We start from the raw sequence: 12,842 nt of genomic DNA on the forward strand, positions 1-12,842 counted from the left end.
TGAGCGGGCTGAACGGACCGGGCGGACCGGGCGAACGGGCCGGACTGAACGAACGGGCCGAGCTGACCGTATCGGCCGAGCTGGCCGTACGTACGAGCCGGAAGGCGGGGCGCAGCTCCGGAAGCGCGCCCCGGCCCACCGCTCCAGCCCTCGTCACACGAGCGTGACCTCCAGTTCCCCCTCCGCGTACTGCTTGCGGATGACCTTCTTGTCGAACTTTCCGACACTCGTCTTCGGCACGGCCGACACCACCGCCCACCGCTCCGGAAGCTGCCACTTCGCGATGCTCCCGGCGAGGAACTCCTTCAGCGCCGCGTAGTCCGGCGCGGCACCGTCCTTCAACACGACCGTCGCGAGCGGCCGTTCGCCCCACTTCTCGTCCGGTACGGCCACGACCGCCGCCTCCGCCACCTCCGGGTGCGCCATCAGCGCGTTCTCCAGCGCCACACTGGAGATCCACTCCCCGCCCGACTTGATGACGTCCTTGGCGCGGTCGGTGAGGGTGAGATAGCCGTCGGGGCTGATGACCCCGACATCGCCCGTCCGCAGCCAGCCGTCGGGGCTGAACTTGTCCTCGGGCCTGAAGGGTTCGGCGCCCGCGCCGCCGTAGTAGGCGCCCGCGATCCATGGCCCGCGTACCTCCAGCTCACCGGCCGACTCGCCGTCCCATGGCAGGAAGTCGCCACCGGGCCCGGCGAGCCGCGCCTCGACACCGGCCGGGAACCGGCCCTGGGTGATGCGGTACGGCCACTCCTCGTCGGCCGTCAGCCCGGACGGCGGGTTGGAGGTCGTACCGAGCGGCGAGGTCTCCGTCATGCCCCAGGCGTGACAGAGCCGTACGCCGAGCTTGTCGTACGCCTCCATCAGCGCCGGCGGACAGGCGGCGCCGCCGATGGTGACGCGGACCATCGAGGTCAGATCGCGCGGGCGCTCGGTAACCTCGGCGAGCAGCCCCTGCCAGAGGGTGGGCACGGCGGCGGCGTGCGTGGGGCGTTCGGTCTCGATCATCTCGGCGAGCGGGGCGGGCTGGAGGAAGCGGTCCGGCATCAGCATGTTCACGCCGACCATAAAGGTGGCGTGGGGCAGGCCCCAGGCGTTCACATGGAACTGGGGCACGACGATCAGCGTCGTGTCCTTGTCCGTCAGCCCCATCGACTCGCCCATATTGGCCTGCATGGAGTGCAGATAGATGGAGCGGTGGGAGTAGACGACGCCCTTGGGGTCGCCGGTGGTGCCGGAGGTGTAGCACATGGCCGCGCCGGCGCGTTCGTCCAGCTCGGGCCAGTCGAAGGTGGCGGGACGGCCGGCGATCAGCTCCTCGTACTCATGCACCCGCACCCGTACCCGTCCCTGACCCTGGCCCTCTCCCTGCCCCTGGCCCTGACCCTGACCGGTCACCGCGTCGAGCGGCGCGCGGTCGCCGGGACCGGAGACGATGACGTGTTCGACGGTCGGGAGATGCGGGAGGAGCGGGGCGAGCAGCGGGAGGAGGGAGCCGTTCACGATGACCACGCGGTCGGCGGCGTGGTTGACGATCCAGATGAGCTGTTCGGCCGGGAGCCGGAGATTGAGGGTGTGGAGGATCGCGCCCATGGAGGGGATGGCGAGATACGCCTCCAGGTGATCGGCGTTGTTCCACATGAGGGTCGCGACGCGTTCGTCGGCGCCGACGCCGAGTTCGTCGCGGAGCGCACCGGCGAGCCGCGTCGCCCGGGCACCGACCTCGGCGAAGCTGCGGCGCTCCGGCTCGCTTCCGCCGGTCCAGGTCGTGACCTGTGACGATCCGTGGATGGTCATCCCGTGGTGCAGGATGCGGGTCACTGTCAGTGGTACGTCCTGCATGGTGCTCAGCACGGCGTCCTCCCGGTGGGCGCTTGCGCTACGCGGCAGATGGGTTGCGCAGATTCTGCGCACGTACCGCGCGGTATGTCACTACCCGGGAGTAGAACGGCCCGTGTGGATGTCCGGGCCGGGGCCTCACGGCGTACGTACGGCCGGAAGAGCCTCACGACGTACGGCCTGGGAGGTACGGCCCCGATGACGGCCCGGCTGTCAGCGGACCGGGGACAGGTCCGGGTCCTCCCGGAGTTTGCCGAGCGCCCGGGACACCGCGCTCTTGACCGTACCGACCGAGACCCCGAGCACCTCGGCGGTCTGGGCCTCGCTGAGATCCTCGTAGTAGCGCAGGACCACCATCGCCCGCTGACGGTCCGGCAGTTTCATCACCGCGCGCCACATCGCGTCGTGCAGCACCTGCCGCTCGGCGGGGTCCGGCTCCGGCAGATCCACGGGCTCGGGCAGTTCGTCGCAGGCGAACTCGTCGACCTTGCGCTTGCGCCACTGCGAGGTACGGGTGTTGAGCAGGGCGCGGCGGACATAACCGTCCAGCGCGCGATGGTCCTCGATCCGGTCCCAGGCGACATAGGTCTTGGTGAGGGCCGTCTGGAGGAGGTCCTCCGCGTCCGAGGGGTTGGAGGTGAGGGAACGGGCCGTACGCAGCAGTACGGGCCCCCGCGCCCGTACGTACGACGAGAACGACGCGTAGGTCGTGCAGACGGAGTGGGACACGGACGCGGAATGGGACACGGACGGCGCGGCATGCTGTGCCGACGGCGCGGTGCGCTGGGCGGACGGCGCGAGATGTGTGTACGGCGCGTGCATGGCCGGCTTGGCGGCGATGGAGGCGCTCGTGCAGACAGGCGTGGTCATGGCTCCACGCTAGGAGTGAGCCCCACCTCGGGGGATCGGCCCAAGGTCCCGAAGCCATGTCCCCCTCAGGGTGTAGGGGTGGTGCCGGCCCCACCTCCTGAAGGTGGAGGAGGCCGCGGCTCCCCTCAGGGTCGCGAGGGCCGGGCCGGGCAAGGGTCGCGCTGGGCATGTGGCGCGCGTACGCCAGCGGGCCGGGCCGGGTGCGGGGCCACCGACGGCAGCGGGCCGGGCGTACGACTGGAGACGGCCGCGCGGTGCGGCGGGCACAGCGCAGCGCCCCGCGACGCCCCCCGCAGCGCCCCGCAGCGCCCCGCCGGAAAACGGACTGCGCGACGGCACCGAAGTGCCGCCGCGCAGATATCGTTCACCCCTCGGTCACGCCCCCCGTCGGGCCGTGTGTCACCAACGGTGGCCGAAGTTCACCGCGATGTTCTCGTTGGACTGGTCGATGGTCGTGAAGCCCGCACCGATCACGTTTGCCGTGTTGTTCTGGTTGGACGCGCCGGCACCGGTCGCCACCTGCTGGGTGGTCGTCGAGTTGCCGAAGTTGTGACCGCCCACACCGCCGACCAGTGTGGCGACGCTCGCATTCCAGTCGGAGAACGCGTCGTCGTCGGCCTGGGCCACGCCGGTGAACAGCGCTGCGGCGAGGGGCAGCGCGGCAAGAGCGGCGAAGGCACGAGCGGTACGGAAGCTTGCCATGTCATTCCTCCAGGAACGAGAAGTACGGGTGTGTCCAAGGCAGTTGGCCGACCGCCCCGGTCGTTGTGTCGACGTCGCGACCTCAGATTGCCCACCGAATCCCCCGCGAACCAGCCCGGAGGTGCCGATTCCCTCGCAAGCGTGATGACAAGTCGATAAACCCCTATGCGCCCCGAAACCGATAGTTCACCCCTCAAGGTGTCGACAAATCCCTGTTCCTATCCGCAGTCGATGGAGGGCAGAGCCGCTGGCAGGCAAGGGGTGAATCGTTTCTCCACAACCCTGCCCACCCACCCGGGGACGGTTTCCCCTTTCTTTCTTCGAACGTCTGTACGAACATAGAAGCATGGCCACCACCGCCCGGCACACCACCACCCTGGCCCTCGCTCACGCGCTGTCCGCCGCCGAACGCGGGCTCCCAGTCATCCCCCTGTCCCCCACCAAGCTCCCGGCGCTGCGCTCACCCCACCGGGACGAGCCCGAGCGGGCCCACTGCCACGGCGAATGCGGACTTCCGGGCCATGGGGTGTACGACGCCACCACCGATCCCGCCGGCGTACGCGCTCTGTTCGCCGCCGCACCGTGGGCGACCGGCTACGGCATCGCCTGCGGCCGGCCACCGCACCAGCTCATCGGGATCGACCTGGATGTCACGCCGGCAGGAGGGGGCGGATCGGGGTCGGGCTCGGGGTCGGCGTCCGGGCCGGGATCAGGGACGAGGCCGGGGTCCGGGCCGGGGCCGGCTTTCGCGGGGTCACCGCCGGATTCGCTCGCCGCGCTTCAGCAGCTCGCCCTCCAGCACCTCTTCACACTGCCGGAGACCGTGATCGTCCTGACGCCCAGCGGCGGCCGCCACATCTGGCTGACCGGCCCGCCGAACGTCGTCGTACCCAACTCCGCGGGCCGACTCGCCCCCGGTATCGACGTGCGCGGCGCGGGCGGCTATCTGGTCGGCCCCGGTTCGGTCACGTCCCGCGGTGCGTACCGGCTCGCCCCCGGTACGGAGCACCTCGCGCCCGCGCCCTGCCCCCGCGCGCTGCTGCGCCTGCTCACGCCTCCCCCCGCACGCCCCCACCCCCATCAGGGCCCGCCCGCGCGCGGCGACGGCCTGGTGCAATTCGTACGGGCGGCACACGCGGGCCAGCGCAACACCCGGCTGTTCTGGGCCGCCTGCCGCGCGTACGAACACGGCTTCGGCGAGGCGCTCGTCGAGGCCCTCGTCGACGCGGCCGTACGCACCGGCCTGACCGAACAGGAGGCCCGCGCCACCATCGCCTCGGCCGCCCGCCTCACATCCCGCCCGTAACACCCAACTTGTAACACCCTGTCCGTACCGCCTCCGGACACCCTGCTCGTACCGCCCCCGGCGTACGGGCAGCGCCCCCGGGTCACCCGGCGAACGCCCACCCGCTCCAGCGCTCCACATGGATGGCGACAACGGGCCCCTCGGGCGGCCGGTCCCGGTACTGCTCGTACTTCCCCCGCAGCAGCTCAACGGCCGCGCCCCGCCCGCTTCCCGCCTCCCACACCTCGGCCCGCCCGTCGGCCCGGGCCCACCACAGCTCCGACCAGTCGTCGGCGTAGTGATCCACCAGCACGGACACCCGCGGGTTCTCCCGCACATTCCTCAACCGCCGGAGATCCCAGGTCCTCTTGGGCTTGTGGTCGACCGCGAAGAACACCACGTCCCCGCTGACCACGAACGTCACCGGCACGACATGCGGCACCCCACGGGCATCAGCGGTCCCCAGCCGCCCCACCACCCCCGCCCCGAACCGCGCCCGGGCTTCCCCAGAACCAAGCTCCACAAACGCACCGTAACCCCCGAACAACCCCGAGCCCGCCCCCGACCCGGTCGTTTGATGCCGCCACCTCCTACCCGCTTTGATGCCGGTGGTCAGCGTGCGGTGGTGCGGATCGGCGAGAGGCGTCTTGGGTATGAGGGGCAGGCGGGCGCTGGGGCGGCCGTTCGGATGGTTGTGGGCAGCGTTCGCGGTCAGTGCGTACGGCACCTCGCTCGGGTTCGGTGCGTTTCCCCTCATCGCGATCCTCGTACTGCACTCCGGGCCGGCCCAGGTGGCAGCGCTGTCCGCCGCGGGGCGGGCGGTGGGAGCACTGGTCGCGGTGCCGCTCGGGCCCTGGGTGGAGTTCCGCCGTAAGCGGCCGGTCATGGTGGCGATGGACCTGACCCGGTTCGCGGCGCTGATGAGCGTCCCCGCCGCGTTCGCGCTCGGCCGGCTCAGCTTCGCCCAGCTCCTCGTCGTCTCCGTCGTCGTCGCCGCGGCCGACATCGCCTTCAGGGCGGCCGGCGGCGCGTATCTGAAGGCGCTCCTCCCACCGGAGGACCTGCTCGTCGCGAACAGCCGGTTCGAATCCACGACTTGGACCTCGACCATGGTCGGACCACCGCTCGGCGGGGCCGCGATCGGGCTGTTCGGCCCGGTGTCGACCGTGGCGGCCAACGCGGTCAGCTATCTGCTCTCGGCGCTGGGCATCCGCGCCATCGGCGGCACCGAACCGTCTCCCGCCCGGACCACCGGCGCACCGCGGCTGCGAGCAGGCGATCTGCTCGAAGGCTGGCGCTACATCCTCGCCCACCCCACGCTGCGCCCGCTGTTCCTCAACGCGATCACGGTCAACGGCCTGATCATGGCCTCCGAGCCGCTGCTCGCCGTACTCCTGCTGGACCGCCTCGGGTTCGCACCCTGGCAGTACGGTCTCGTCTTCGCGGCACCGTGCGTCGGCGGCCTCATCGGCTCACGCCTCGCGCACCCCCTCGCGGCACGGTTCGGACAGCACAGGGTGATGCTCACTTCCGGGGCGCTGCGTGCGTGCTGGCCGCTCGGACTGGCATTCGTCCAGCCCGGCGTCCCCGGGATCGTCCTCATCATCGCCGTCCAACTCGGCCTGGTGACCTGCTGCGGCGTGTTCAACCCGGTATTGGCCACCTACCGGCTCGACCACACCGACCCCGCCCGGGTCGCCCGCACCCTGTCCGCCTGGTCGATCAGCAGCAGCACCGCCATCGCCGCCCTGACCGCCCTGTGGGGTCTACTGGCCGCCGCCACCAGCCCCCGCACCGCAATCGCAGCCGCCGGAGCCCTCCTCCTGACGACCCCACTGCTGCTTCCGCGCCGCCGCGCCAGCCGCGAGTTGGCCGCGGCCGGAACGCGGTAGGGGTGTCTCACAGTGTGTGAGACACCCCTACTCACCAGCGCTTGAACCGGACTGTGCCGCGTCAGGCTCTGCGTGTTCTGACTCCGTCGGGTTCGAAGTCGAAGATCTCGCGGTTGATGCGGAGGCCGTCGACGGCGCCGATCCACATGAAGTCGCGGCCCTTGCCGACCGCGGCGGTGTAGATGGTCGGCTTCGCGCCGCCGTCGTTGAGCGAGGCCTTGAGCTCCTGGAAGGTGCACTCGGCGGCCTGGGTGCACGAGGTCTCGTTGCCCGTGAGGTACCAGAAGCCGGTCGTGGTGGCGTCGATGAACGGGCTCCAGCGGTTCGTGACCGGGGCGGCGTCCGGTACCCAGACCATCGTGGAGTAGTTGTCGGCCGGGAGCGCGCTCAGGTTCGGGTCGATCTCGAACCTGATGTTCGGCATGTTCTCGGCGCCGCCGTAGCCGACGTTCTCGTTGGTCTGGAAGACACGGAACCCGACCTGCTTCAGGGCCAGCACGGAATCCCCGAAGAAGTCGACCTCATTGCCGAAGTCGACCTTCTCGCTCGGCGGATTCAGCGAGGTGGAGTCGTCCGCCACCTCGATTCCCAGGCTGCCCTGTCCGTAGGGCGGCCTGGAGGACGGGCCTGTCACGCCGAACGAGCCGTACGGGCCGTACCGCAGGGCGGCGACGGGGGAGCCGATCGTGTTGCGAGTGATCACGCCCCAGTGTTCTGAGCGCGACCGGTTTCCGTCCGCGACAGCGGACGCCGATGCTGGGACGGTCGAGGCGACGATCGCGGCCAGCGCTGCGACCGCAAGCACCTTTGCCCGACTCACGCCAAAGCGAGCGTTCACACTCACTCCTTCTGGATAGCTGAAAGGCCAGACATGCGCCGGCGCCCGGCGGACGCGGCAGACGTCACCGTATCTGACTCTCAGTAGCCGAAGCGGTCGCGACATACTCAACACATATACGGCTATTCATGAACGCAATGCTGCGACTGTCGCTAAATATGCTTACTCTACGTGTCGAATGGCGGAGTCGGTCCGGGCGGTGTCAATCCCGGTGGTGTCGGTCCAGGTCCACAGGCGGGACAGCGCCTGCGCGTTCAGCTCGTGGCCTTCCGTCCACAGGCCGGCCGCCGCGTTCAGTACCGAGCGGCGGTCCGACTCCCCGGATCCCGGCTTGGCCGGGAGCAGAGGCAGGGCCGCGCTCGCGCGGAGGCGGACCGCGCGGTGGCGGCGGGCGAAGGCGGTGAGGGTCTGGCGCGGGCCCGCCTCGACCAGCAACACGTCCTCGGCGGCGAGCAGTTCGTCCAGGGCGGGCAGGAAGTGGACGGTGTCCGTGACCTGCCGGGCCCAGAAGCGGGGGCTCCGGGCGTCCTCGGGGCTCATCAGGGTGCCGGTGTAGCCGGAGTAGAGGGGCAGCGCCGGCTCGCGGAACGGGACCGCGCCGTACTCCTTCTCCAGGGCGTCGGAGGCGGGGGCCATGGCCGGTGAGTGGAACGGGCTGGTGGCAGGCACGGTCACCACGGTGATGTCGTCCGCCCTGAGCCTCGCCTCGACCGCCGCCAGCGCGGGCGCCGAACCGGCCAGCATCACCTGCTGGTTGGCGTTCACGGCGGCGAGCGCGACCTCGTGGTCGAGGTACGGGCGTACGCGCGCCGCGCTCGCCCCCACCGCGAGCATGCCGCCCGGCGGGATCCTGACCGCTTCCCGTACGCGGGCCATCACCATCCCGGCCGCGTCGGCCAGCGACATGACGTCGGCGAGGGTCGCCGCGACAAGTTCGCCCGCGCTGTGGCCGAGCAGCGCCACCGGTCGTACGCCCCAGCCGAGGACCATGCGGCCGAGCGCGTAGTCCACCGCGAACAGCAGCGGCTGCGCCCGTCGTACGTCGTCGATCCCGATGTGCGGGGTGCCGGTGGTGAGCCAGTCCTCCCGGATGCGCGGCCCGTCCGGGCCCATGTGGGACAGGGCCGCGTCGAGGGCCGCGGTGAACACCGGTTCATGCCGGTAGAGGCCGGCGGCCATGGCGGCGTGCTGGGAGCCCTGCCCGGGGAAGAGCAGTGCCACCGGGCGCGGGGAACGTACGGTCACCGCCTTCGCGGACGCGACACCGGCCGCCGCCTGCCCGGCGTCGGTGACGACTGCCGCGCGCACGGGAACGGGTCCCGTGGCGGGTCCGGTGGCGCCGGGGCGTGCGGTGGGGAGGTGCGGGAACGTCTCGGTGTGCTCGTCGCCGAGCAGCGCGAGCAGTTCGGCGCGGACCCGGGCCTCGTCCTCTTCGTCACGGCCCGACCAGAGCAGCAGCCGGTGGCGGCCGGGGTCGGCCGTGTCGCGGCCGTGGCAGAGGGGGTGTATCGCCGGAGGCGTGTCGTGATCGTCGGAGCCGGTGTTAGTGCTGGCGTCGGCGTCGGTGAGGTGCAGTACTCCGTGTACGGCGTCGCCGTCCGCGACCGCCTCGGCCGCGCGCTTGACGGCGTACACCGTGATCTTGCCGGGGCCCGGGCTGCCGAAGCCCACGACGAGCGCGAGATCGGCGGTGCCGTCGAGGAGTTCGCGGTGGGCGAGGCGCAGGGCGCGGCCTTCGGTGGGCGCGGTGCGGACCGGGAGCGACTCGTGTCCGGCGGGGAGCGACTGGTCGCCGGCCGGGGCGCCGACGTGGACGACCGTCCGTACGGGCAGCATCCGCCCGCTACGGCCGAAGGCGTCCAGCACGGCCGAGACGGCGGTGGACAGCGCGGACGGCGGGGAGTTGGGCGCGGCGGGATCCGGTGCGGCGGGATCCGGTGCGGCGACGACCAGCCGGTGGACCACCGCGCTGTGTGCTGTGAGCGACATGGTTCCCTCCTCGTGGGCCGCTCTCCGTACGGCGGGGCCCGGTCAGGGGTGGAGTCACGGCCGCCCCGCCCGGACGGGACGGCCGCGGACGGCGTAACTCAGTCCGTCGTGGACCCGGAGGCGTTGACGAGGGCGAGGAGCGCGCCGGGGGTCTCGGCTTCGGCCACGGCGTCGTCCGGGATGGCGATGCCGTACTCGCGCTGTATCAGGCCGATGACCTGGAGCAGCGCGAGGGAGTCGTAACCGAGGTCTATGAAAGGGGTGTCCAGGACGTCGCCGTCCAGATCGACGCCCTCCTCCTCGCCCGCGCTCTCACGGAGCATGCGGGTCAGGTCGGCCAGGGTGACGGTGGTCTGCGTGGTCATGTTCGGTGCTGTCCTCTCGGTGGAGCGTCGGTGGGACCGGATGATGTGGCGGTGGTACGAGTGCGGGTGCGGATACGGATGCCCGGGCCGGTGGTACGTGTACGGAGCCGGCCGGCAGGCGGATGCGAGTGCGCAGCCGTGCCGTACAACGGACGCGGTGCCTGCCGTACGACAGACCGACGCCACGCCCGTACCGCGGACGCCCTGCCTGACAGCCGTACGGCGAACGCCCCGCCGTACGACCGAACACCCCGTCCGACGACCCGACGCCACGCTCGTACGGCCGACGCCGTCAGGCCCCGCGCCGTACCACCAGCGCCGCATTGAAGCCGCCGTGGCCGCGTGCCACGACCAGGGCGTTGCGCAGCGGCGCCTCCCGGGGGTCGCCGGTGACCAGGTCGATCCGGTGCTCCGGGTCGGCCTCGGCGACATGCGCGGTGGGCGGGATGACGCCGTCGCGCAGCGACAGCAGAGCCGTCGCCGTGTCCAGAGCCGCGCCGCCCGCCAGCAGGCGTCCCGTACCGGCCTTGGGCGCGGTGACCGGCACGCCGTAAGGGCCGAACACCTCGGTCAGTGCCGCCGCCTCGGCGCGGTCCAGCGCGGGCACCCCGGAGGCGTCGGCGAAGACGACGTCGATGTCGGCCGGGACCAGCCCGGCGTCGGCGACGGCGTTCGCGACCGCCCTGCTCAGGGCGGGCGGACGGGCCCCGCCGGGGGCCGGGTCGAGGGTCGCCGCGTATCCGGCGATCTCGCCGTAGATACGGGCGGCGCCCCGGCCGCGGGCCGCTGCCGCGTCCTCCACGACGAGGATGGCGCCGCCCTCGCCCGGTACGTAGCCGCTCGCGTCCGCGGCGAACGGCAGATAGGCGCGCCCGGGATCGTTGACGGTGCTCATCAGGCCGGAGGCGATCTGCGGGACCCAGCCCCACGGGCAGATCGCCGCGTCGACGCCGCCGGAGACCATCACGGGGGTGCCCTTGCGGACGCACCGGCGGGCCTGGCCGAGCGCGTCGATGCCGCCCGCCTGTTCGGTGAGCAGGACGTTGCTCGGGCCGCGCAGCTTGTGCCGGATGGAGATCTGGCCGGTGTTGACCGCGTAGAACCAGGCGAAGGACTGGTACGCGCTGACGTACTCCTTCCCCTTGCTCCAGAGGTTCTCCAGCTCCCGCTGGCCGAACTCGACGGCGCCGCCCGACGCGGAGGTGACCACGCCGATGCCGTACTCGGCGTGTTCGGCGGGGTCGATCCCGGCGTCCTGGAGGGCCCAGCCCGCGGCGGTCAGGGCCAGCCTGGTCATATGGTCGGTCTGGGGCATCAGCCGGCTGGAGATATGGTCCTCGGCCACGAAGCCCGGCACCTCCCCGGCGATCCGCGACGGGTACTGCGTGGCGTCGAAGCGGGTGACGGGGCCGATCCCGGACTCACCGGCCAGGGTGGCCTTCCAGAAGTCCTCGGTCCCCAGACCGTTGGGCGCGGTGATCCCCAGTCCGGTCACCACGGCGGCCGTGCTCATACGGTGTTCCTCTCGGGTCGGGCCAGGACCATGGCGCTCTGGAAACCCCCGAAGCCGCTGCCCACGCTGAGGACCACGTCGGCCCGCTGCTCGCGGGCGGTCAACGGGATGTAGTCGAGGTCGAGTTCGGGGTCGGGATCGTGCAGATTGGCGGTGGGCGGCAGCACCCCGTGCTCCATCGCCAGGGCACAGGCCGCGATCTCCAGGGAGCCGATGGCGCCGAGCGAGTGGCCGACCATGGACTTGATGGAGCTGATCGGGGTGCGGTACGCGTGGTCGCCGAGGCTGCGCTTGAAGGCGCCCGTCTCATGGCGGTCGTTCATCTTGGTGCCCGAGCCATGGGCGTTGATGTAGCCGATGGTGTCGGGGGCGAGCCGGGCCTCGTCGAGCGCGGCGTCGATGGCCGCGGCCATCTCCACGCCCTCGGGCTTGAGTCCGGTCATGTGGTACGCGTTGCAGCGGGACGCGAAGCCCGCGATCTCCGCGTAGATGTGCGCTCCGCGGCGCCGGGCGCTCTCCAACTCCTCCAGTACGAGTACGGCCGCGCCCTCGCCCAGGACCAGGCCGTTACGGGTCCGGTCGAAGGGCCGGCAGGAGCTCTCCGGGGTGTCGTTGCGCGGGGTGGTCGCGTGGATGGCGTCGAAGCAGGCCGAGGTGATGGGTGAGATCGGGGCTTCGGTGGCGCCCGCGATCATCACATCGGCGGTGCCCTCGCGGATGAGGTCCACGGCGTGGCCGAGCGAGTCGAGTCCGGAAGTGCAGCCGGTGGAGACGACGGCGGCCGGTCCTTCCGCGCCCGCGGCCCGGCCGACCTCGGCCGCCATGGAGCTGGGCACGAAGTGCCGGTACAGCTCGGGGATGGCGTACTCGTGGTCGACGTTCCACTTGGCGCCGCCGTCGCTGACCACCGCGTACTCGCGCTCCAGGCTGGTGGTGCAGCCGACCGCGCTGCCCAGCGAGGTGCCCGTGCGGCCGGGGTCGAGCGCGGTGAAGTCGAGCCCGCTGTCGGCCATCGCCTCGCGGGTGGAGACGACCGCGAACTGGGCGGCCCGGTCGAGCCGGCGTATCTCCTGCTGCGTCAGGCCCGCGGCGACCGGGTCGAAGTCGCACTCGGCCGCGACACGGGAGCGGAAGGGCGAGGCGTCGTAGAACGTGATCGTGCGGGTGGCGGTACGGCCTGCTGTGAGCAGGTCCCAGTACTCCTTGACCCCGACCCCGCCCGGGGCCACGGCTCCCAGTCCGGTGATAACGACTCTGCGCATGGCCTACCTGACCTTCGACGGGGCCGGGCACGGTGATACGCGTCGGCCGGATGGAACTGCGGGGGTCACTGTCGATCCCTTCGTCCGTGCCGCTATGGAACGTCCGTGCCCTTGACCGCCACTCGCGCGAGCGTGGACCTGTTGTGGTGACGGACCGCGCGTACGAAAAGGACCGGCCTGGGGCCCCGTGTTCTGGGGGGGAGGGAGGCCTCCCCTTTACTAGGGTTGAGGGGTGGTTTCTTGTCAGCCTCCAGCGGCCCGTGTCGGTTTCGGGGTCCACCTCCAGT

The 12,842-nt window shown here is 71.4% G+C and carries 11 protein-coding genes; 2 read left to right on the forward strand and 9 right to left on the reverse strand.

Annotated features, from left to right (window positions below; genetic code table 11):
- Positions 1–153: 153 nt before the first annotated feature.
- From ACFU9P_RS28380 to ACFU9P_RS28390, 3 genes are all read right to left on the reverse strand, one after another.
- A complete protein-coding gene (locus ACFU9P_RS28380) occupies positions 154–1,854 on the reverse strand; it encodes a long-chain fatty acid--CoA ligase (RefSeq protein ID WP_384086099.1) in 1,701 nt (566 codons plus the stop codon).
- Between the two features lie 198 nt (positions 1,855–2,052).
- The gene (locus ACFU9P_RS28385) at positions 2,053–2,709 is read right to left on the reverse strand and encodes a SigE family RNA polymerase sigma factor (protein ID WP_376381447.1); all 657 of its coding nucleotides are present in this window, start codon (positions 2,707–2,709) and stop codon (positions 2,053–2,055) included.
- Between the two features lie 399 nt (positions 2,710–3,108).
- Positions 3,109–3,411, reverse strand: coding sequence for a hypothetical protein (locus ACFU9P_RS28390; protein ID WP_376381449.1), 303 nt, complete (start codon positions 3,409–3,411; stop codon positions 3,109–3,111).
- Positions 3,412–3,757: 346 nt separating this feature from the next.
- Here ACFU9P_RS28390 and ACFU9P_RS28395 point away from each other — a divergent pair, with 346 nt between their 5' ends.
- On the forward strand, positions 3,758–4,717 hold the full coding sequence (locus ACFU9P_RS28395) for a bifunctional DNA primase/polymerase (protein ID WP_384086103.1): 960 nt from the start codon (positions 3,758–3,760) through the stop codon (positions 4,715–4,717).
- Between the two features lie 82 nt (positions 4,718–4,799).
- Here the strand turns inward: ACFU9P_RS28395 and ACFU9P_RS28400 are convergent, their stop codons facing one another.
- A complete protein-coding gene (locus ACFU9P_RS28400) occupies positions 4,800–5,219 on the reverse strand; it encodes a TIGR03668 family PPOX class F420-dependent oxidoreductase (protein ID WP_384086106.1) in 420 nt (139 codons plus the stop codon).
- Between the two features lie 130 nt (positions 5,220–5,349).
- Between ACFU9P_RS28400 and ACFU9P_RS28405 the strand changes: the two genes are divergently transcribed.
- Complete coding sequence (locus ACFU9P_RS28405) at positions 5,350–6,588, forward strand: MFS transporter (RefSeq protein ID WP_384086109.1); 1,239 nt, start codon at positions 5,350–5,352, stop codon at positions 6,586–6,588.
- A 61-nt stretch (positions 6,589–6,649) separates the two neighbouring features.
- Here ACFU9P_RS28405 and ACFU9P_RS28410 read toward each other — a convergent pair whose 3' ends face one another.
- The 5 genes from ACFU9P_RS28410 to ACFU9P_RS28430 form a co-directional block, all read right to left on the reverse strand.
- On the reverse strand, positions 6,650–7,291 hold the full coding sequence (locus tag ACFU9P_RS28410) for a hypothetical protein (protein WP_376381455.1): 642 nt from the start codon (positions 7,289–7,291) through the stop codon (positions 6,650–6,652).
- A 297-nt stretch (positions 7,292–7,588) separates the two neighbouring features.
- A complete protein-coding gene (locus ACFU9P_RS28415) occupies positions 7,589–9,415 on the reverse strand; it encodes an acyltransferase domain-containing protein (RefSeq protein WP_384086113.1) in 1,827 nt (608 codons plus the stop codon).
- Positions 9,416–9,513: 98 nt separating this feature from the next.
- Positions 9,514–9,780, reverse strand: a complete 267-nt coding sequence (locus ACFU9P_RS28420) for an acyl carrier protein (protein ID WP_384086116.1) — start codon at positions 9,778–9,780, stop codon at positions 9,514–9,516.
- Between the two features lie 292 nt (positions 9,781–10,072).
- The gene (locus ACFU9P_RS28425; protein WP_384086119.1) at positions 10,073–11,293 is read right to left on the reverse strand and encodes a ketosynthase chain-length factor; all 1,221 of its coding nucleotides are present in this window, start codon (positions 11,291–11,293) and stop codon (positions 10,073–10,075) included.
- The gene (locus ACFU9P_RS28430) at positions 11,290–12,555 is read right to left on the reverse strand and encodes a beta-ketoacyl-[acyl-carrier-protein] synthase family protein (protein WP_384086122.1); all 1,266 of its coding nucleotides are present in this window, start codon (positions 12,553–12,555) and stop codon (positions 11,290–11,292) included. The genes ACFU9P_RS28425 and ACFU9P_RS28430 overlap by 4 nt, the downstream gene beginning before the upstream one ends.
- Between the last annotated feature and the right edge of the window lie 287 nt (positions 12,556–12,842).

The sequence above is a fragment of the Streptomyces sp. NPDC057617 genome, assembly GCF_042800555.1.
Classification (GTDB): domain Bacteria; phylum Actinomycetota; class Actinomycetes; order Streptomycetales; family Streptomycetaceae; genus Streptomyces.